Source organism: Nitrospira sp. (assembly GCA_029194675.1).
Classification (GTDB): Bacteria; Nitrospirota; Nitrospiria; order Nitrospirales; family Nitrospiraceae; genus Nitrospira_D.
Genome location: JARFXP010000002.1, coordinates 84,565 through 105,697 on the forward strand (window position 1 = coordinate 84,565; position 21,133 = coordinate 105,697).

Below are 21,133 nucleotides of genomic sequence, written 5' to 3' on the forward strand. Positions count from 1 at the left end.
GAAACTGCTGATTTTCAAGCATAAAAGGACATACATCGCATGAAAGTCTCGCTACTTTTTCCCCCAACCTGGCATCCTTCTCAACCCTATCTCAGTTTGCCGTCCCTGACCGGCTTCTTGCGCCAGGGAGGGATTTCCGATGTCTCGCAGCGCGACCTTGGTATCGAATTGTTGGACACCGTGCTGACCCGAGATTATGCAGCCGAGGTGCATCAGTGTTTGATTGTCAGGCAGCGCGAGCTTGAGCGGACTCAGACGGGAGAGACAGGTCCAGGAAGTCGCGAGCATTACGTGAAAGTGACCGACGCGCTCGATCGGTTCTCCTATCTCGTTGATCGTATTGAGCTTGCCAAGGAAACGTTACGCAGCGAAGGATTTTACGATCCGGACGCCTATCGAGCGAGCTTGTTCATGATCGACAAGTGGTTGGAGGTCGTTTCCTCCGTCTATTTCCCGACCAGGCTCACAGTTGTGGATAATCAGTTTGGGACCTATTCCATCTATTCCTCGAAGGATCTGATGCGGGTCGTTCGTGACGAAACCCAGAATCCCTTCCTCAGTCTTTTTCGCGACCGATTCATTCCCTCGATCATCAACAGCCGCCCCGATCTCATCGGTGTCTCGATTACGGCCACGTCCCAAATCATCCCAGGCCTCACACTCTGTCGACTGATCAAGGAGGCTGCCCCAGACCTGCACGTGACCATCGGCGGCAGCATCTTTACGCGGCTCGTGGATAACATCCGTCGCTGCCCGAGCCTCTTTGAATTGACCGACGATATCGTCGTGTTTGAGGGCGAAACGGCCCTGTTGGAGTTGGTCAATCAGCTGGCAGGCAAGAAGGACTACAGCAAGGTGCCCAACCTGATCTATCGACACAATGGAAAAATCACGGTCAACCAGCCGTTCTATTCTGAGAATGTCAATCAGCTCCCCGCGCCGAACTATGACGGGTTTCCGCTGGATCGCTACTTATCGCCGGAGCCGGTGTTGCCGGTTCAGTTTTCACGGGGCTGTTACTATAAAGATTGTGCCTTTTGCGCGCTGACTCTCGACCACCAGAATTTCAGACAGAAGGATCCGGGACGGACGATCGAGGACTTGCAATGGCTGAAGCAACGCTATGGCGCGCGACATTTCTTTTTCACCGACGAATGCTTCGCGCTGGCACCGACAAAACGGCTGTGTCAGCAGATGATCGCGCAACAGCTCGATGTCAAATGGACGTGCGAGATGCGGTTCGAGAAAAACCTCTCACGCGAGCTGTTGGCATCGATGCGGGAGGCCGGATGTCTGAAAATCGTCTTTGGGTTGGAGTCGTTCAATCAACGTATCATGGATTTCATGAAGAAGGGGATCAAGCAAGAATGGGTCAAGAGGATCGCGGCTGACTGCGTGGATCTCGGCATCGCCGTGCATTGTTACATCATCGTCGGGTTCCCCACGGAAAAAGAAGAAGAAGCGCTTGAAACCATGAACTTTATCGTCGAAAACAAGAAACTCCACGAATCGTATGGGTTCTCTTGTCAACCCTGCCTGTTCGACTTGGAAAAGGAAGCTCCCATCATGAGCGATCCCGGCGGATACGGGATTCGACGAATCATGCGACCGTCGGCGGAAGACTTGAGCCTCGGGTTTTTCTATGAAGTGCAGGAGGGTATGACTCCCGAAGAGGCGGAGCGACTGTATCAGTATGTTTACGAGCGGATCAGTGAAGTCGTGTGCGAGCTTCCCTTCAACTATGCGATGGCAGATGGGTTACTGTACATCTCGAGGGCGAAAGAAGGAGCCGGACAGGCGCCGATGGCCGCACATTGACCTCATTTTTTTACGACAGCTATAATGCCAGAATCTATGGTGTGGTCATGAAGGCAGCAGCCCTCGGCGAGCGAATGACGGGGAAAGTTTCGGACTTCGGTCCACTGTTTGAGTATACCGTTAAGCTGGTTCTCCTGACCTCCTTTCTTGAGCTGGTTCTCTATCGTCTGATCTCCCGTCTTGGGATGCATCTCAGCAAGATGGCGGCAGATCATCCGTGGATCACACCCACATTCACCGCTCTGACCGAGGTCGGCATGTGGCTCCTCAACATCGTCGCGGTGTTGTTGTTCTTGGCACTCACGTTGACCCTCATCAACCGATGGGGAGGGCCTGAAGTAGGTCGGTTCGGCAAACTTGGCACGGTGGGGGCGGCACTCCTGTTGCTGTTGACCGTGGTGTTTCTTGTTGTGCAGCCCGGCATGGTGGGCGCAATCGTCTACAACGGGTTGACGCTACTGGTTCTTACGGTCTTTGTGTCGGAATATGTGATGACCCATCGCGAGCCGGCACAACGGGTACTGGCAGCCACGTATTACTTGGGCGTTTCCGGATGGCTCTACTATCAGATCGTTTCGACGACCTACGGTTTGATTGGAACAATCGCGGCGCCTCCCTTGGTCTACGAATCTCATCGTGTGGGTGAGGCGTTGATGATTCTGGCCAGTTTCTTCGTTTTTGTGGCCTATGGTAAGAGTAAGAGTCTATCGCTGCGAACGACGAATCGGCGGCAACGGAACCGGGCCGTTTGGTTTTGGTCGACGACGGGTGTCATTTTTACCGCACTCATCGTGGCTGACTATCTGCTGGACATCTTTAATCCGGCATTCGCTTCGGCCTTCCGGCAGGCCTCGCAAGGCATCGGCTGGATCTTTCAATTCGGAATGGGCTACACCTTCTACCTCCCTTTTGCCCTGTATGTCGGGGGATTGCTCTGTTGGTCCTACACCGTGGTCAAGTTGCTGATGATCGGGCGACTGGCGGGCTATGGGATCGGTTTGATGTTCATGGCCGGCTATGCCTTACTGTTCTCGAACCTTACGTTGATGGTTGTGCTTGGGGTTATGTTGCTTGCCCTTGATCGAGTGAAAGCAACCGCTGCCGAATCGGTGCCGACCGCCGCTGGTCCTGTAATGTCGGCATCGGACGGCCTACTTCCAGGACAGATCTAGTTTCAGAGCGAGATGCTTATGGAAAATTCAGAACCGACGCCATCGCAATCAGAGACCGTTCTTGACCCCGGCGATCAGCCGCTTACTCCCGACGAAGAGATCTCCGGGATCGAAAAATTATTGGCAGACGAACCTGATGACTTTCAGGCTCGTTGTCGACTCGGTGAACTGTACTTCAGCAAAGGGCGCCTCGACGATGCCTTGGCAGAAGTCAAGAAAGCGATCGAGATGGCGGAGTTCCTTCGTGCGGAAATGAATCGCTCGCTGGCCATGTATTACGCAAATCTGGGAACGATCTATGCCACCAAGAACATGACCGATGAAGCCGAGGCTGAGTTTCGACATGCATTGGATATCTTCCCCCATGATGTCCTGGCGCTGTTCAACCTTGGGAGGCTCCACGCGGATAAGAAGCAATACATGGAGGCGAAGAACTACTATGAGCGCCTCGTCGAAATCACTCCGGACGATCCGATCGCTTGGTATAACCTGGGGGGGGTCTATATTGAGCTGGATAACCCTCAAGTCTCCGACTACAACACGATCGACATGGGAATTCAGTGCTATCTTCGCACCTTGGAGCTGGATCCCAAGCACTTGGAATCGAGCTTCAAGCTGATGGAAATCGCGCTCAATCATAAGAAGACCGACTTGGCGGTTCGGGTCATGGAGAGTGCGGTGGAGCACAATCCGGACGAACCGCTCGCGTATTACAACCTCATCAGCGTGTATGACAAGTGCAAGATGTTTGACCAGGCCGAAGAGGCCCGGAAACGGTTGAAGGAGCGGTTTGCCAAGAAGTCGAAGGATGGTCCGAGGCCCTAATTCACTTTTAGGAAGAGGTGCACTATGTTCGGCAGTCTAGGGTTCACCGAGCTGGTTCTCATACTCATGATTGTGCTGATTATCTTCGGCGCTGGGAAGTTACCGCAATTGGGTGAAGGACTCGGCAAGGCGATCAAGGGATTCAAGAAGTCCGTCCATGAGGCGGAGGCGATCGAGGCCGAGGCTGAGGCGGCGGCGCAACAGGCCGCTGTACCTCAAGCGGTGACCGCGGCTTCGACTCAGAACGCTGCATTGAATCAACAACCAGCGGGAGCTACCGCGCAGCCCGCTCCACGAGCCTAGCACAGCCGTTTATGGAAACCGAACTCGGATTAGCTGCCGGTTACATTGAAACCTTTGCCGGGAACGGTAAGGCCCGAAGCACGGGTGACGGCAAGCGTGCGGTGAAAGCCGGAATCCCGCTCCCCCATCACATCGCGCTCGACAAGACGGAGCAGTGGGTCTATTTTGCCGAGTCAGGGTCCGATCGAGTCCGGCGCGTCAATCTTCAGGAAGGCACTGTCCACAATTTTGCCGGAATCGGGGAGACGTGCTACAGCGGCGATGAAGGTCTCTGTGGCGAAGCAGGACTCTATCTACCCTTGGACGTCGCGTTTGATTCCCAGAACAATTTGTACATCTGTGATTCCGGGAGCAACAGGATTCGAAAGGTCGATCATGTGACGGGGATTATTACGACGGTGGTCGGTACCGGTCAGCATGGATTCAATGGGGACGGTCCCGCGCTGGACGTCAATCTGACCTGGCCTGCAGCGATCGCCTTTGATCACGACGACGTTCTCTTTATCGCCGATACCCAAGCGCATAAAGTCAGGCGGTTTGATCCCAAGACGGGAATGATCACGACGATTGCAGGGACCTGGTCGGCCGAAGATGAAGCACGAGAACAGCCGTTGGTGGCGAGGAATTTAGTTGTTTTGTCAGGCGACGCGATTGGAATCGATTTCAGCGATGATCAGGGGTGGCTCATACCGGTCTGCTCGGATGGATTGGATATGTCGATGTATCTGGACGATGGACGGCCTGCGGTGGATGCCCGTCTTTACGACGTCGTCGGCCTAGCGGTTGATGCCGGGGGCGATGTGTATGTCGTCGACAAGGGCAGCAATCGTGTCAGAAAGATCGATTCCCGGACGGGAATTATTTCGACTGTCGCAGGAGTCTGTCGGTACGGATACGACGGCGACGATAAGCCGGCCGTCAGAGCCATGTTGCACGCCCCGGAAGCCGTGATCTTTGATCAAGATGAAAATCTCCTCATTTCCGATACGATGAATCATCGTGTTCGCAAGGTGGATGTGAAGAGCGGCCTCATTGCCACGGTTGCGGGAAACGGGGACAGCGGATATGAAGACAAGAACATCGGCGGCTGCGGGGCTGCACGGTTTGTCGCCAAGGAATCGGCGGGGATGTTGAGACATGGAGACGGTCTGCTCGGGACCGAGGCTGTGGTGAATTCGCCCGTCGGTTTGGCCGTGGATTCGCAAGGCCACCTCTATATCTGCGAACGAGGAGAAAATAAGATCCGCCGTCTGAAGCTCTCGTAGTCAATACCCACCTGCCTCCACATTTGTCTCGCACGCGTTTTGTGATATTCTGAATTCGGCTTTTTCTCGGAGTACCGTGCGGTGCGAATGACGGACATCGACAGTTCCCGCTTTCATCTGCTTGGGTTGTTTTTCAGTCTTTCTGTCGTTGCCGGCGTGCTCGGAGCGTTTGGAATTCCGCTGGTCAGTTCGGAGGGCATGACCATTAGATCTTATTTGGTCCAAGGTGATTTGCCGAACGCCGCCGATGATGTCGCATGGAAGAAGGTTTCACCGATCACGATCCCCCTGAGCGGGCAAGTGATCACGAGGCCTGTGTGGCCGGAACCCACCGTGCGTGCGTTGACGGTGCGGTCCGTACACAACGGGACCGAGATCGCCTTCCTGCTGGAATGGCAGGACAATACGAAGAATGATCGGCTGACTCCCGGCACCTTTCGGGATGGGGTTGCGATCGGCCTTCCGCTCGGCGATGCGCCGGCATTTTTCTGCATGGGGCAGCTCGACCACTATATCAACATCTGGCATTGGAAGGCGGATTGGCAAAGCGATATCGATCGACGGGCGGCTCGGGCATCGGAGAAAAAAGAGGGAGGGGTTCGGACCTTCGAAGTCATCCCCCGACGAGTCTCTTCGGTTGAAGATTTAATCGGCGGGGGATTCAGCACGTTGACCACAAAGGAGAGGCAGGGAAGAGTGCAGGGACAGGCGGTATGGAGGGACGGTGTTTGGCATGTCATGATGCACCGCCCCCTGGTGAGCGAAGAACAAGAGAATGAAGCCACCCTCGTTCCTGGTCGAGTGCAGACCGTTTCATTCGCCGTGTGGAATGGAGAAAACAAGGAGCGAAACGGCCAGAAGGCTGTGGCGCCATGGTTTCAACTCAGCATCGATCCTGTCGCCAGATTGTAGCAGGGCAATGAAAAATCCCATTTATGACGATGTGTCTTGTATGGAAGCGTTGTTCTCGGGACTGAGCGGTGGCCGCCCGTGGAGAGGCGAGATCGTGAGTTCTCGTATTGTCTGGGGAATGGTCCTGTTCTGTGGGCTTGTCTGTTGTGGGATGGAGAGCGTCCAGGCTGCGATGCAGAATGGTGCGATGACCGAGGATGAGGCGTCCAAGCTGGGAGAAGAGTTTGGGATTGTTGTCGGCGCCGTCGATGAAGAGATTCAAAAAGAGCTTAAACTGCAGAAACCGCAGGGCGTTGCTGTGTTCGAGGTCATCGGGAATTCACGCGCGGACTATGCAGGCATCAAGGTTCGGTCCGTCATTAAGGAGATCGATAAGCAGGAAATTCGAAACATGACGGATTTCGGTCTGGCCATTAAGAAAGCGATGAAAGAGTGCAACTTTACCGTCGGAACCTATGAGCCTGCAGATCCAGGCGATCCGGTCGGCTGGGGGGTTAATTTTCATTTTGTCGGCTGTAAGCGAGATTAGTGACGGTCGTGATGAGTGGTGTGATGGGACATGGCCGGTTGTGGCGACGACGAGGCGCGGCAATGGCCGTCTGTCTTCTGAGCCTCATCGGCGTGCCGAGCACCAATCATGAACGAGCAATCGCTCAAGGAGCGGATGGTCAGTCTCCGGCCGACTGGGTGGCAGAAATCGAGAAGGTCTTCATCCGTTCTGAAGAATGCAAGCAATGTCATGAGCGTCATTACGAAGAGTGGAAGGGTGCCAGAGAGCAGACGCCGGACCTGAAGACCTTTGGCCGTGTGGATGCCGCTCTTCTTCACGGCACGTCGTTGGCGTCACCTGTATTTCGAACCGTGCTGGGTCTTTGGAGGCAGACGAATCCCACGCCTGATGAACAACGCCGCTGCCTGTCGTGCCATGTGCCTTCCATCAACGCATTTCCCCAGCATGCCGAGAAGATTGCGATGCAAGTGATTGCCGGCACGCCAAAAATTGAAGGAATCGGCTGTGCGGCCTGCCATCTGATGAACGGGATCGAAAAGGGTTTGAACTCACCGCCGACATTCACATTGCAGTTGGGGAACACATTCTACGGTCCATATGCCCATCCCGAGGAGAACCTTGTCCACCCCGCTGCACAGTCCGACCGGTTCCGTGAGGTCAGCTTTTGTGCCTCCTGTCATTTCGATAAGGTGAAAGATGTGACGCAGAAGAATCTGTCTGGAGAAATTCTTCAGGGCACGGTTTGTCAGGATTGCCACATGGAGCCATCGACCGGGAGCTCCACCTCTAAACGTGGTGCGCTGACTAGACCCATCGGGCGCCATTGGTTTCGTGGGGTCGTCGCTTCCGGTACCATGCTCAAGAATCGGAACCTACAGGCCGAGTGGATGCCTCGGATTGATATTGAAGTGACGAAGATCGATACGCCGGTGGAGGGAACCGGAATCGTGAAGGTCGGCAGTCTCCCGCACAGTTTCCCCGATGGGGATCCGGTATTGAAACAGTTCTTTCTGACTGTCACGGCGAAGGATGAAACGGGCAAAGTATTAGCGGAAGAGACGAAACAGTTTGGGTTGTCGTACGACAAAATCCTTCGCGGTCCGATTCCTGATCCCTTCATTAAGGGCGGGAACACGAGGAAGGTCCCATTTTCGCTGACGCTCCCGGCCGGCCCCGCCGCCGCGTCGATAGAAGCCGTACTGACCTATTCGCTTCTTCCTACGCCCGATCCTCTCCTGCTGGAACGATATCTTGCGACTCTGCAGACCGACACAGAGCGGGAGGAGGCGAGAAAAATCATTCAGGAATATACGCAGCGGCGCTTTCTGACGTATCGTGTCAAATCACTCTTCTAGCAGAATGTTGAAAAAGTCCTCCAGCATCGTTCTCGCATCGCTCAGAGGCTCAACGTACCGAAGCGTACGCCTCGCCTCTTCGCTCGCTGCGGCCTTGGCCGGTGGAATGCGCGGTCTGGCCGCGCTGGGATGGGCGGGTGAGAATGAAGGCCTTTTTGAACATTCTGCGGTCCGGCTCAGTTTTATCGTAATAATTGGGGCGGCTGTGTTATCTGACGGTGCGTTCACATCCGTGTCCGCTCAGAACGTCACCGGTCAGTCATTGATTGAAAAAACCTTCCCTCATTCCACCAAATGCAAACGGTGTCACGAACGCGTGTACGAGGAGTGGGAAACCTCTCCTATGGCCAAGTCCATCCATTCCCCGGCGTTCCGCGCCTCGCTTGATATTTACTTGAATTCAACGATGGGAAAAGACAAGACGCTGTGTTTTCGTTGCCATGCCCCGCATGTGCGAGAGTTTTCGGATCATGCGCAGCTCTTTGTGGATCAAGCGAAAGCGGGCGACCCCTCCTTGGATGGCGTAGCCTGCAGCCAGTGTCACCTGATCAAGTCTCTGGATCTGGGTAGACATCCCCCGGAACCGAAGTATGAGATTGGGAGCAAAACTCTCTATGGGCCCTACGGTGACTTCGTTCAGAACCTGGCCCATCAGTCCATGGAACTGAACCTGTTTCAAAAGTCGGACCTTTGTTTGAATTGTCATCAGTCAGTGCCTTCAGCGACGAACTTGGGTAAGGCCAACGACTTGCTCGGGAATTGGGACCAGAGCCGAGCCGTCAAGTCCGGCAAAGAATGTCAGACGTGCCACATGCCGCAGCAGGTCGGTGAGTCAGCCAATGGAGAAAAGAAACGTAAGATTGCAAACCATACGTTTCCCGGGCGCGTCGGTAAGCTTCGACAAGAAGCGGCGAAACTGGACGTGCAGACAAAGGTCGACGGGGACAAGACGACGGTCATGGTAAAAGTCCAAAGCCTGGTGCCGCACAACCTGCCGACCACTCATCCGGCTTGGGCTACGGTGGTATTAGGCCTTGAGGTCAAGGGTAAGAACCTCAAAACGGTATTTTCCGATAAGCGTGTCTACGGTCGAACGTATCTGGATGCCCAAGGACAGAAGACCGTGTTCGACTTCGAAGCAGTGAAGGTGGCCGAAGACACGGTCCTGAAGCCCGAAGAGCCCAGAGAAGAAACATTCACGTTCCCGACACCGAAAGATACTAAGACGTTCGACGTCGAAGTCGGATTGAATTACGCTCCATTGACTGGCCCTGCCTCATTCCTCGAACGGGTCGAAGCCGAATCCTCAAAGGGATCGCAGGATCCGGTGTTCCAGCCAATCGAAATCGTCAAGCGGACGGAGAACGTACCGGTTGGTAAGTAGTTGAGCAGGCGTGAAACGTCAAAGGTAAGACGCGAAATCTGACGGATTTGAATCTGTTTGATGCTGAGGTGTACTGAGCCCATGCCCTTCAACCTCCCTCTCAAAGATATGAGCCTCCACGAGAAGCTTGCCGCGATGGAGTCTTTGTGGGAAGACATTGCCCGTACCCCGGAAGCCATCGAGTCCCCTGCCTGGCACAAAGACATCCTTAATGAGCGTCGCCAACGACTCGATGAAGGACAAGCTCACTTCATCGATTGGGAGGCCGCCAAAGCGGATATCCGAAACAAGGGTTTGTGAGGATCAAGATCCTGGACGAGGCCCAGGATGATTTAATCCGGGGCTCTCGTTTCTATGAGGCCCGGGAATCCGGTCTTGGGGCCTACTTTCTAGACTGCTTGTTCTCAGATATTGATTCTCTTCTCTTGTGCGGCGGAATCCATCAAGTCGTATATGGTCATCACCGTTGCCTCTCCAAGCGCTTCCCGTTCGCCATTTACTCCAGCGTGGAGGAAGACATCGTTTATGTGCATGCTGTATTGGATTGTCGCAGAAATCCCTTATGGATCAGGAAACGATTGAATAGAGAGGGCTAATCAGGCTCTCCAGCCAAGAACAGAAATCGTGCGGAGACTGAAAAAACCCAGGAACCATTGATTGCTCCTGCCCGCGGTAGATAGCGGAGGTTTATTTTACGTCTTGTAGGGCCGTTGCAGTAGGGGTTTCCAGGATAGTGAGGATAGAACTCATGCGTTCCATTTTGGTGATATGTGCACTCATAGCGCTGAGCTGCATGTTCGAACACGAAATTCGAGCGGAACAGATCTCCCAGGCTGACTTCGTTCAGTACCGAGATGAAAGATACAGATTCAGTATCCATTATCCCCGTTCATGGTCCAAGGTAGAGGCTACTCATGCGCAGACTCGACTCAAAGCTGTGAGTGATGGCGGTTCGGGTGGCGATGACTTGAGCGTAGTTGTCACCACGGTGCCTGGGTCAGAAAACGAAACACCCGAAGAGTTTCTTAAGTCGATAGATGCGAAAGCATACTTGAACTATTTGCGCGAAAATGTGCCGGGCGCAAAGCTGATGGAGCATGGGCCCACCAGCCTTAGCAATCAGGCCGCGTACTACTTCATAACGGATCTGACTCATCGTGTTATGGGAATAGAAGTGCCGATGCGTCAGCTCCAGTTTCAAACTGTGCGCAAGGGCAACGTGTACACAATCACCTTCCGGACCGATCCCGAGCAGTTCCCGGGAAAATTCACACTTTTCAAACTCATGGCAGCAGGGTTTGTGCTCTGGCCAGAAGTGCCAGCAACGAGATGATGATCATGGTGGCAGGTCTGCCAGCAGCGAGACTCTTGCCACGGTTAGGTGCTGGAAAATTTCCATTCTCATAATTATGTTTTTCAGGATCAATTGTGAGATTTCTGCCACGTGGGCTTTTGTCTTTCTGTGTTGAGTGATGTGGCACACCCCAAGGCTGTCATGGAAATTGTAATAGACAAGAGCTATTTACAAGGTGCTTCCCCGGACAAAATTCGCGACCTATGTGCTGAGCATACGGTTCTGTTTATCGAGACACTGCTGTACGAGCTTCTGACTACCGAGGCGGCAATACAGAGGACGTGTTTTGACAAGCTTTCTGAGGAAAATGATAACGTCATAGTTGTCCCATGCACCGGCCCGTTGTTTCGGCATGAGATGGAGTGCCAGCGGCCAGCCTCGCCGTTGATCGACCACCGGGTGCAGATTACATTTCAGAGTCTCGTTGACGGAGTATTCTCTCGTCCCCTGAACGATCACCCAGCGTTAGCTAAGTGGAGACTTGAGGTGCAGCGGGAGATCGATACGTTTCATCAGGTGGCGACAGGGATAGCAGAATGGTGTCCGGCTTTACTGAATGCGCCAGGCCAGGTGCTCAGCGAGGCATGTAACGACCTAAAACGACAGGCATGTACTGACGTCGATGTCGTTCGCAAGATCTACCGAAGCCTCGATCTTGAAGGCTTCCCTCGTGCGACGCTACTTGATTCATCCTGGGCCTTGTTTCGCTGGGTACAAATGCATCTCCTGTTCGGCTTGGACTACATCCGACGCTATGGTTTTGCCGATCTTGCCGCAGTACCAAAGCGACTAGAGCATGATGTCCACGATCTTCAGTACGCCTTATTCGGGACCCTTTGTGGTGCGCTTGCAACAAAAGACACGGAGGTCGCACAGAACTTCAAACTTGCATGTTCGGATGGCGCATTGCTGTTGTGAGAGGCCACACAACCGACTCTAAAACCTGTCTGCGGTGTGCAGAAACAAAGCTGAGGATAATGGGGATCGGATCTTGTTCCGTGCATCACCAAATTATGAGTCTCCTTCAGTGTTCCAGCAGTCCAGGAACAGGAGTTTGATGGGTTTATTGGTGTGTGAGTAAACGCACAAATTCAGCGGCTGAAATAACAGGGACGCCGCTGTGGTTCGTCTTGAATCCAGCTCGGACTTGCCAGTAGACTTACCTGACGGTATCGTGAGCTGACACCCCATCTATCGACCGGTCTCCATCCGGGGGTTTTTATGGAAGTCCAGTATCTGAGTCGTGACCCGGAAATCATGAGCGGCGCCCTCTGTTTCATGGGAACCCGTGTGCTGGTTCAATCCCTGTTTGATTACCTGGAGGGGAGCTCATCGTTGGAGGAATTTCTGAAGGACTTCCCCTCAGTCTCTCGTGAAGCAGCCGTAGCCGTGCTCGAGGTGGCGAAGGAGCGTCTTTTCGCTCATGCGCCTGCTGCTTGACGAGTCCGTCCCGCGCCGTTTTCTCCAGGCACTACGCGCACACACTGTCAAGACTGCTGTGGAGATGGGGTGGGGCGGGAGAAAGAACGGTGAGCTGTTAGCACTCGCAGCTACCGAGTTCGAGGCATTCATTACGGTTGATCAAAACCTTCCTTACCAACAGAATATTTCGACTCTTCCCATCGCGGTCGTTGTGCTCGTAGCCCCGTCTAATGAGCTGCAGGCCCTGCTCCCCCTTGTACCACGTCTTGAGGAGGCACTTGCGACGTTGCGGCCGAGATCGCTTGTTCAGATCAGAACATAGCGGGGGCACAATGAAATAGAGGCCCAGAATTGATTGGCTCATCCCTGGATGGTCCCAATCACGATGGCATTGGCGACGAATCGGCCGTAGGGCACGTCGCGGCATTGCTCCCAATCCGACTCGATCCAATAATTCTGCTTTGAAATCCGCTTGAGAAAATGCTGGGTCGTGAATGGGCTCTTGCCGCTGTTCTGCAAATAATCGAAGTAGCGGTTGTAGCCGATGGGCAGGCTGGCCACGAGTTGGCCGGACGGGGCCAGGCAGGTGGATCGCAGATGATCAATTGCCTGCAGCAGTTTGATTGGCTTCTGGGGCTGTTCGTCCCAGCCGACATGCTCCAAGGTTGAGATGCTGATAATCAGATCATATTTATCCTGAGGGGCAAACTCGACGATATCCCGATTGATGATGCCGGAGCTGACTTCATATTTGTCGACGACGTCATGATGAATGGGGAAATAGTGAGATAAGACGTTGCCCACTTCGAGCACCCGCTTACCTTCATGTTTCAAAAGGAGTTCACGGAAGATGGGGATCTCGACGCCGCGCTCGTTCTTCCAGGTTTTGTTGTACATGTGGTACAGGTACTCGTACGTCTTGTCGTCGAAATGGAAAGTCTTGGTCCGCATGAAGCGGGTCAGCGTCATCTTCATGAGACGCCAGTATCGCCTGAATGCGCTTTCACCGGCTGAGGCTCTTGTGTAATCGTAGGTATAGGACAAGAACGTCCTGCTTCGAGAGATTACTCGAAGATGATGCGAGATCCGGGTGATTTCATTTTGAAGATCTGCAAGGCATTGTAGATACCCTTGGCTGGGTGGTTCAGGATCAGGCGAGAATTGGTGATATGAGTATCGAGGAGCTCGTATTGTCCACCACTGTAATAGAGGTCGCAGTCGTCGATCTGACAGTTCTTGTAGACGTGATTGTCCAATGCCAGTTGCGCCTTGGAAAAGGTTTGCCCGTCAATAATGATGTAATTCGGTTCCAACCCCATTCCGCCTGTCTCCGCGGCGCACTATAGCAAGTCTCTCCTTGAACAGCAAACCAACGTTCGGTCATGACTTCGCGGGACTCACGCCTCGTTATCGATTCTCCAACCGGTTGAAGTCGAGCAGCCCCGCTCCGAGCGGGTCGATCCGCCTGTAGATCTCGTGGATCCCATAGACATAGTCCTTGACCGACTGGTGGGCATCTCGGTACCAGAAGTCCCGTTCCCGCTCCCGTTCCTTGCCGGGGAGCAGCATCAGGAAGTTGAATTCCCCCTCCATCCGCAAGAAATCCATGTAGAGGCGCGTGTCGAGCCGGTGTCCGGCGAAGCATAGACGTCGAAGCCGGCCACGAGTAGATAGTAAATTCGCTCGAGCAGATCGTAGGACAGGAGCCAGGCGGTTTTTGGATCGTCGCCGACCAGGCCTTGTACCACAGAGGCGCTGTCGGCGTGGCGGAACACGGTGAGGGCTGTGTTACGGTTCCGTCCCCGCCCGTTCCAGACAAAGGACAGGTCGTGCGCCTCGTGTTCGACTCTGAGGTCTTCAAGATAGGCTTGCTTGGCTTTGAGGAATTCGTTTTGCGTACGGGAGTATTTCAGCCAGGAGGCCAGGCCGAGTCGGCTTGTTCCTTCGGTGGTCGGCAGGTAGAGATGTTTGCTCGTCCTCGCCAGGAATTCCTCGTTCTTGTCGAGCACAGCGCTGTCCGGGTCCACGAAGAAAATCCAGAACCGATCATCGATGGCGGTGAGCGCGATGGTTCCGCGGCAGACCGGCCCCTTGATGAACAACATGACAAAGGCAAGGGCATCGTCGAGCAGAAACCGGTAACGTGAGCGGACCGGCAGGTCGCGGAACGCGACAAAAGGGTTCGAGACTACGGCGGCCTCATAGGTGGGCAGCGCTTGGACGTTGTACGGCTGGTCAAGGAACAGTTCGGTATAATGCTGTTTCCGTGAGGTATTGAGCACGTAGGGGGTGTGTAGCTTGGTCAGGAAGCTGCCACGCACCGGCTCGAGACGATAGTAGACGCGGGTCACTCCAGGGTCGTCATAGGGCCGACGTGTCACGATCGGGTCGATGGGCTGACCTGGTGCCGAACGAGACCGTATGAGGCGAAACCACTGCCGATCGGGTAGCTCGTCGAAATAGAGATGGGTTGACCTCGATTGTCAATAGTGGACGGCTGCACTGCCGGCCGTCGTGGGAGGAGGCGCGGCCGGTTCACCGGCGTGCGCCGGTCCTGATGACGTAGAGCGTGCGCATCCGGTCAGGCTCCACAAAAGAAGGCTCAGAAATAACCAGCCGGCTGTGGCGAGGCAAGGGGGTCGGATCACACCGAGAACTTCGTCCCGTCCTCGGCATGACCTTTGTCTCCCATCGTTGCTCTCCCCTCCGTTCCGCAGCTGACCGGAGACTGTAATATAACGCAGTGAGAAATAGCCGAGCCCTGGCGCTGGCCCCGTTTCGAGACAACGCTTCATCGGAGCAGAAGACGGCTTCGACCGTCTGTTCCGGCTGACGAGGGGAGGCGCATGTATTCGGAGGCAGGAACCGGAGTGAGCTGTGCACCCTTCTCCAATTTACATAAGTGGCGTGCTCTCACCAAGAGGAGCTGCTGAGGCACATAACAAATGGAAAGAACTCTAGTTCGGGACGATTCGGGATATGTTGCCACCCTTGGTCAGAATATAGAGCTCTCCCGAGCCATCCTGGCCAAAACTGGTGATGGAAGAAGCAGCCAGCAGGGGCCACTCTGTTTGTTCAAGAGCTGAGCCATTATTGAAGCGGAAGCTGCGGACAAACCCGGCGCAAAAATCAGCATAGAAATAGGTGCCTTGGATTGCCGGTGCTGCTTGGCCTCGATAGACATACCCTCCGGTAACAGAGCAGGCTCCATTGTCATGGGTATACTCAACAATCGGCAATGTAAGATTCCCGTTATTGCAGTTGGTGGCTGGGTTAAAACAAACTGATCCCTCCATGAGTCGCCAACCGTAATTGAGTCCTCTTCCTGCATTGGGACCCGCCGACACATTGATTTCTTCTCGAGCATCCTGGCCGACATCGCCGATATAGAGATCGTTCCCATCGAACGAAAAGCGCCAGGGATTCCGGAGTCCATAGCTCCAGATCAACTGATTGCCTCCGCTGAGGAGAAAAGGGTTGACTGTTCCGCTGGTGCAGGCTGCTCCGGTGGTTGGATCGATCCGGAGCAGTTTTCCCAGTCGGCTTCCGAGGTTTTGGGCGTTATTGTTCGGATCCCCGGAACCTCCTCCATCTCCGACTCCTGCGTACAAACAGCCATCCGGTCCGAATGCCAACATGCCCCCATTATGGTTGGCGAAACCCGGATGTGGAATGGAGACCAAGATGACCTGCGAAGCTGGAGCAGCGACGTTGGGGTCTGTTGGTGACACTAGAAGCCGAGCGATCGTGATTGCTCCGTTGGCGTCCGTATAATAGATATAGAACCGACCGTTGGTATTGTAGTTTGGGTCAAAGGCCGCTCCCAGCAAGCCTTGTTCTCCTCCACTTGTGATGCCCGTCACGGTCAGAAATGTCGAGAGCACGCTTCCAGTTGCCCGATCAAGTACTTTAATGGCGCCTCCCAGTTCCAGGACGAAGAGACGATTCGAATCACCAGGGGGCGCCGTCATGAATACCGGAAAATTAAGGTTGCTCGCGATGGTTTGGAGCTTCAGAGTGGTTGATGTCGGAGCGCTGTCCTGGGTGTCACCTTTTCCTCCACAAGCAGCAAGGCCGGTACAACACATACATAGGGTGGTCCAGAGGATAAGCGTTCTCATTGGGTAAGCCCTTGTCTTGCTTGGGAGATATTCCGCATCTTATCACTCCTTGTGGTAACAAATCCTTAGCGCCATTTGAAGAGGGCAGACTTATCTCAGGAATGACACCAGAACAACCTGGTCCCTGGGCTTCGCTGAGTCTGGTGTTTTCTAGAAGGGCAGTCTTTTGTCTTGATCCGCTCAGGGCGACTCTATAGAATGGCTCAGCTTTTCGGGTGGTTAGCTTCTTGTTCGACTCCGCCCGCCTTGGATTTACCCACTCGCGCATGTACTTTGGATGGGTTGAAGCCACGGAGAGCCGTGTGACATAAGGAGTCCGTTTAACCAGCAGGAGGATTTCCCGTGAGTGACTCATCGATTGTAACGTTTGCTCTTATAGCGGCCGTGGCTGGTATCGCCTATGGGCTGTACCTCGCGATGTGGGTGTTCAGGCTCGATGCCGGCAATGCCAAGATGCAGGAAATCTCAAAAGCCATTCAAGAGGGTGCCAGCGCCTACATGAATCGACAGTACAAGACCGTCGGGTATGTCGCCGCGGGCCTGTTCGTCATTCTGGCGGCGGCTGGAGCCGTCTCGGATAAATTTGGTCTGATCACTGCGGTCGGATTCTTAGTCGGCGCCAGTGCCTCGGCCATCGCCGGCTACGTGGGCATGATCATCGCGGTTCGTGCCAATGTTCGGACTGCCCAAGCAGCCCATGATGGGATGAATGCGGCCTTGATCGTTGCCTTTCGCGGTGGAGCGGTGACGGGCCTGCTCCTGATCGGGCTCGGACTTCTGGCTATTACTGGGTTCTATACCATTGCAGTATCAATGGCTGGACAGGAGAAAGCCATTCACGCGTTGCTCAGTCTTGGCTTCGGTGGCAGTCTGATCTCCGTCTTCGCACGCGTCGGTGGCGGCATCTACACGAAGGCAGCCGACGTCGGTGCCGACTTGGTCGGCAAAGTAGAAGCGGGGATTCCAGAAGATGATCCGAGAAATCCGGCCGTGATTGCAGATAACGTGGGTGACAATGTGGGTGACTGCGCCGGAATGGCGGCAGACTTGTTTGAAACCTATGCCGTGACGACCGTGGCAGCCATGGTGTTGGCCTTTACGATGTTCAAGGGAGCGACCGCTCCAATCCTTTATCCGTTAGCGTTAGGTGGGGTGACGATCTTTGCCACAATTATCGGTATCTTCTTTGTCAAGGTCACTCCGGGCGGGGAAATCATGCCGGCGCTCTATAAAGGGTTGTTTGTAGCCGGTGGGATCGCAGCTGCGGCATTTTTGCCGATCACCTTCATGATCATGGGTGGAGTAGGCGGTGTCAGCGGATTCAGCTACTACATCGCAGCGTTGATGGGCTTGGCCGTGACATTGGCGCTTGTGTTTATCACGGATTATTACACCTCCAAGAGCTATGAACCGGTGCAGTACATCGCCAAGGCGAGTGAAACCGGCCATGCGACGAATATTATCGCAGGCTTGGCGGTGGGTATGCAGGCGACTGCAGCTCCTGTAGTGGTGATTGCCCTGGCAATTCTCGGCAGTTATTGGATTTGCGGGGGAGCGGAATCCAGTGGCCTGTATGGCGTTGCCGTCGCAGCGGTGTCCATGCTCTCGATGGCAGGGATTGTCGTTGCGATCGATGCCTTCGGTCCTATTACGGACAATGCGGGTGGCATTGCAGAAATGTCGCATTTGGGCAAGGACGTTCGAGACATCACGGATCCATTGGATGCGGTCGGCAATACGACCAAGGCGGTCACAAAGGGCTATGCGATCGGGTCCGCTGGTTTGGCGGCGGTCGTGTTGTTCGCGGAATATTCCCGCGAGGTTGCAGCCCGCAATCCCTCACTGGCCGCATTTGATCTTTCCAATCCGAAAGTTTTAGTGGGGCTGTTCCTCGGTGGCATGTTGCCGTTTATTTTCGGCGCATTGTGCATGAAAGCCGTCGGTCAAGCCGGTGGTTTGATCGTCGAAGAAGTCCGGCGCCAATTTCGGACGATCAAGGGCATCATGGAGGGAACCGGTAAGCCGGAATATGGAACTTGTGTGGATATCGTGACGCAGGCGGCGATCCAGAAGATGATGATCCCAGGATTGATTCCGGTGGTGTCGCCACTCTTGATAGGCGTGATTCTTGGCCCTCAGGCGCTGGGTGGGGTGCTCGTGGGCAGCATCGTGACCGGTTTGTTTGTTGCGATTTCCATGACGAGCGGTGGTGGCGCCTGGGACAACGCCAAGAAGTTTATCGAAGAGCAGGGCAAGAAGGGGAGCGAAACACACAAGGCGGCGGTCACCGGTGATACGGTCGGTGATCCATACAAGGACACAGCGGGTCCTGCCGTGAATCCGATGATCAAGGTGATTAATATCGTGGCGTTGCTTATTATTTCGCTCATTGTATAGGGTAGCATCTCTTGTATCTCGCGAATCGTTGTTCGAGCCATGAAGTGGGTTGCTCGCGCTTTCTTCATGATCGAGCAGTCTTCCTCCTGTCGGTTCCTGAAGCCATGAGATGGCTTTTCTTCTCGGCGAGAGTCTTCTCATGGTTTTTACGTTAGCTTGACGGTTTTACGAATGCTGGAGTAAGGTTAATTAAACCTGTCCTTGGTTATCGGGAGGTGCTCGGATGGAAAAACAAGAGCGAAAACAGGAAACCAGACGAGAGCCGCAAGGTCAAGGTAAGGAAGAAGTCAAGGCGAATCCCAAGGTTGTCGAAGCCGGCAAGAAGATCAAGGAAGACATCGATAAACTGGTCGATGAAATTGACGATGTCCTTGAAAAGAACGCCGAAGAATTTGTGAAGAACTACGTACAGAAAGGAGGAGAATAACACCGGCTCCAACTACCCCATTCCCACTCGATTCGTCCTACCCCTCCCACAAGGTCCTCGGTTTGACAAAGAATGAGCGACTTATTACAGTCTGCCCCGCTCCGCCGTGATTCGTAGTCTGAGTGGTCTGAATTGTGACACGGCGCAGCTTCTTAAGGAGACGAGGATGAAGTCTAGACTTTGGGTCGTTCGCCAGGTCGATCCAATTCAACGGGGTCTCTTATCACAAGCCTTATCCATCTCATCGGTGACTGCCTCGTTGTTGCTCAATCGGGGTGTCACGAACGTGGACCAGGCGACAGCCTGGATGTCTCCTCTCCGAACTCATGATCCTTTCTTGATTCCCGATATGGAACGGGCAGTTGACCGTCTGTATCAGGCCATGCAACGGCGCGAGGTCGTCTGTTTTTACGGCGATTATGATGTGGACGGCATGTCCGCGACGAGTATTTATCTTTCATTTTTCCGTGAGCTCGGCGCCGAAGTCCGAGCCTATGTCCCTCATCGCCTGCGTGAGGGATATGGTCTGAATGAGAACGCCGTTCGGATCTTGGCGAAGGAGGGTGTTTCTCTATTGGTAACGTCCGATTGCGGGACCACGTCGCATCGTGAGATCAGCCTTGCCAATCAATTGGGAATCGATGTCGTCGTGACCGACCACCATCAAAGCGACATGGAGATGCCGCCGGCTTTGGCGGTGATGAATCCGCATCGGTCCGAAGCGTGGTATCCCTTTCACGGGCTTTGTTCCGGTGGGCTTGCATACAAGGTTGCTCAGGCCTATGACAGAAAGTACGGTTCCGGTTCGGTGCCACTGGAGTCACTATTGGATCTGGTCGCGCTTGCGACGATCGCCGACGTGGTTCCGCTGCAAGATGAAAATCGACTATTCGTTCGAGAAGGTCTCGCTCAAATTTCACGAGGGGCGCGCTGCGGCATACGAGCCTTGAAGTATGTCGCCGGTATCAGTCGTGAATGCACGACGGAAACCGTCGCGTTTAAACTCGGGCCTCGACTTAATGCCGCAGGGCGATTAGATGAGGCTATCAAAGGGGTCAAACTTCTGACGACGGAATCTGAATGGGAAGCCAAAGAGTTGGCTGAAGATTTGGAACGGTTGAATCGAGCCCGCCGTGATCTCGAGGCCGAGATTCTACAGGAAGCGTTAGCTCAGGTGGAAGCACGGGAGTGGCCGGGCGGCATCGTGCTGTATGCACGAGGGTGGCATCTAGGGGTCGTCGGTATCGTGGCCGCCCGTATCATGGAGCGGTTCCATCGTCCGACGGTCGTCATCGCTGTGAATGAACAGGGTATTGGAAAAGGGTCCGCCCGGACCGTGCCCGGGTTCGACTTGTATCAGAGTTTAACAGCCTGTCGAGACTTGCTCATGGCATTCGGTGGCCATCCCAGCGCGGCAGGAATTACGATTCAGGAAGCAAGGCTGCCGGAATTTTTGGAACGATTTTCCGCCATCGCCGAGACATGGCTCCGAGAGACTCAAAGTGTTCCCATGCTGCATGTGGATTCAGAAGTTCTGCTGAACGACGTCACGTTGCAGCTGATTCGGGAGATCTGGACGTTGCATCCATTCGGGGCTGGAAATCCGGAGCCGACGTTCGCCGTCAAGGGTCTGGATGTTCTCAGCGCTCGAATGGTCGGAGAGAAGCATTTGAAGATGACGGTCCGCCAGGGAGGGTCGGTACCGTTTGATAGTATTGGATTCGGGATGAAATCGTTGGAGGAGTATGGATTGTCTCTCAAGACACCGATCGACATCGCGTTTACGCCGGAACTGAATCACTGGAACGGGTATGATCGGATTCAACTGCGCCTCCGAGATATACGGGCGGCAGGTTGTGAGTCATAG

The 21,133-nt window shown here is 54.3% G+C and carries 21 protein-coding genes and 1 pseudogene; 17 read left to right on the forward strand and 5 right to left on the reverse strand.

What is annotated here, in order from left to right:
• Positions 1-39: 39 nt before the first annotated feature.
• The 14 genes from P0120_09385 to P0120_09450 all read left to right on the forward strand — a co-directional run bounded on the left by P0120_09385 (position 40) and on the right by P0120_09450 (position 12,643).
• The gene (locus P0120_09385; GenBank protein MDF0674528.1) at positions 40-1,818 is read left to right on the forward strand and encodes a radical SAM protein; all 1,779 of its coding nucleotides are present in this window, start codon (positions 40-42) and stop codon (positions 1,816-1,818) included.
• A gap of 47 nt (positions 1,819-1,865) precedes the next feature.
• Positions 1,866-2,990: a hypothetical protein gene (locus P0120_09390; protein ID MDF0674529.1), complete on the forward strand. Its 1,125-nt coding sequence runs from the start codon at positions 1,866-1,868 to the stop codon at positions 2,988-2,990.
• Between the two features lie 18 nt (positions 2,991-3,008).
• A complete protein-coding gene (locus tag P0120_09395) occupies positions 3,009-3,815 on the forward strand; it encodes a tetratricopeptide repeat protein (protein ID MDF0674530.1) in 807 nt (268 codons plus the stop codon).
• 24 nt (positions 3,816-3,839) lie between these two features.
• Positions 3,840-4,118, forward strand: coding sequence for a twin-arginine translocase TatA/TatE family subunit (locus tag P0120_09400; GenBank protein MDF0674531.1), 279 nt, complete (start codon positions 3,840-3,842; stop codon positions 4,116-4,118).
• Between the two features lie 11 nt (positions 4,119-4,129).
• Complete coding sequence (locus P0120_09405; GenBank protein ID MDF0674532.1) at positions 4,130-5,383, forward strand: hypothetical protein; 1,254 nt, start codon at positions 4,130-4,132, stop codon at positions 5,381-5,383.
• Positions 5,384-5,470: 87 nt separating this feature from the next.
• Positions 5,471-6,295, forward strand: coding sequence for an ethylbenzene dehydrogenase-related protein (locus P0120_09410; GenBank protein MDF0674533.1), 825 nt, complete (start codon positions 5,471-5,473; stop codon positions 6,293-6,295).
• Positions 6,296-6,302: 7 nt separating this feature from the next.
• Positions 6,303-6,824, forward strand: coding sequence for a PDZ domain-containing protein (locus P0120_09415; GenBank protein MDF0674534.1), 522 nt, complete (start codon positions 6,303-6,305; stop codon positions 6,822-6,824).
• A 62-nt stretch (positions 6,825-6,886) separates the two neighbouring features.
• Positions 6,887-8,161 carry a multiheme c-type cytochrome gene (locus P0120_09420; protein ID MDF0674535.1) on the forward strand — a complete coding sequence of 425 codons (1,275 nt, stop codon included), beginning with the start codon at positions 6,887-6,889 and terminating at the stop codon, positions 8,159-8,161.
• A 4-nt stretch (positions 8,162-8,165) separates the two neighbouring features.
• Positions 8,166-9,545 carry a multiheme c-type cytochrome gene (locus P0120_09425; protein ID MDF0674536.1) on the forward strand — a complete coding sequence of 460 codons (1,380 nt, stop codon included), beginning with the start codon at positions 8,166-8,168 and terminating at the stop codon, positions 9,543-9,545.
• An 81-nt stretch (positions 9,546-9,626) separates the two neighbouring features.
• On the forward strand, positions 9,627-9,845 hold the full coding sequence (locus P0120_09430) for an addiction module protein (GenBank protein ID MDF0674537.1): 219 nt from the start codon (positions 9,627-9,629) through the stop codon (positions 9,843-9,845).
• Between the two features lie 448 nt (positions 9,846-10,293).
• A complete protein-coding gene (locus P0120_09435) occupies positions 10,294-10,878 on the forward strand; it encodes a PsbP-related protein (protein MDF0674538.1) in 585 nt (194 codons plus the stop codon).
• 141 nt (positions 10,879-11,019) lie between these two features.
• Positions 11,020-11,817, forward strand: coding sequence for a hypothetical protein (locus P0120_09440; GenBank protein ID MDF0674539.1), 798 nt, complete (start codon positions 11,020-11,022; stop codon positions 11,815-11,817).
• Between the two features lie 303 nt (positions 11,818-12,120).
• Positions 12,121-12,339, forward strand: coding sequence for a DUF433 domain-containing protein (locus P0120_09445; protein ID MDF0674540.1), 219 nt, complete (start codon positions 12,121-12,123; stop codon positions 12,337-12,339).
• Positions 12,323-12,643, forward strand: a complete 321-nt coding sequence (locus tag P0120_09450; protein MDF0674541.1) for a hypothetical protein — start codon at positions 12,323-12,325, stop codon at positions 12,641-12,643. Before P0120_09445 ends, P0120_09450 begins: the two co-directional genes overlap by 17 nt.
• 38 nt (positions 12,644-12,681) lie before the next feature.
• On the opposite strand, the gene P0120_09455 is transcribed toward P0120_09450, so the two are convergent.
• From P0120_09455 to P0120_09475, 5 genes and pseudogenes are all read right to left on the reverse strand, one after another.
• Positions 12,682-13,365 (reverse strand): hypothetical protein, encoded by a 684-nt coding sequence (locus tag P0120_09455; protein ID MDF0674542.1) that lies wholly within the window; start codon positions 13,363-13,365, stop codon positions 12,682-12,684.
• A gap of 20 nt (positions 13,366-13,385) precedes the next feature.
• Positions 13,386-13,640, reverse strand: coding sequence for a hypothetical protein (locus P0120_09460; GenBank protein ID MDF0674543.1), 255 nt, complete (start codon positions 13,638-13,640; stop codon positions 13,386-13,388).
• A gap of 88 nt (positions 13,641-13,728) precedes the next feature.
• Complete coding sequence (locus tag P0120_09465; GenBank protein ID MDF0674544.1) at positions 13,729-13,914, reverse strand: fatty acid cis/trans isomerase; 186 nt, start codon at positions 13,912-13,914, stop codon at positions 13,729-13,731.
• Positions 13,890-14,780, reverse strand: a pseudogene (locus P0120_09470) (fatty acid cis/trans isomerase). Before P0120_09470 ends, P0120_09465 begins: the two are co-directional and overlap by 25 nt.
• A 498-nt stretch (positions 14,781-15,278) precedes the next feature.
• The gene (locus P0120_09475; protein ID MDF0674545.1) at positions 15,279-16,442 is read right to left on the reverse strand and encodes a PQQ-dependent sugar dehydrogenase; all 1,164 of its coding nucleotides are present in this window, start codon (positions 16,440-16,442) and stop codon (positions 15,279-15,281) included.
• Positions 16,443-16,784: 342 nt separating this feature from the next.
• On the opposite strand from P0120_09475, the gene P0120_09480 reads away from it, so the two are divergent.
• From P0120_09480 to recJ, 3 genes are all read left to right on the forward strand, one after another.
• The gene (locus P0120_09480; protein ID MDF0674546.1) at positions 16,785-18,839 is read left to right on the forward strand and encodes a sodium-translocating pyrophosphatase; all 2,055 of its coding nucleotides are present in this window, start codon (positions 16,785-16,787) and stop codon (positions 18,837-18,839) included.
• A 223-nt stretch (positions 18,840-19,062) separates the two neighbouring features.
• A complete protein-coding gene (locus tag P0120_09485) occupies positions 19,063-19,266 on the forward strand; it encodes a ubiquitin-like protein Pup (GenBank protein MDF0674547.1) in 204 nt (67 codons plus the stop codon).
• Positions 19,267-19,432: 166 nt separating this feature from the next.
• The gene (gene recJ, locus P0120_09490; protein ID MDF0674548.1) at positions 19,433-21,133 is read left to right on the forward strand and encodes a single-stranded-DNA-specific exonuclease RecJ; all 1,701 of its coding nucleotides are present in this window, start codon (positions 19,433-19,435) and stop codon (positions 21,131-21,133) included.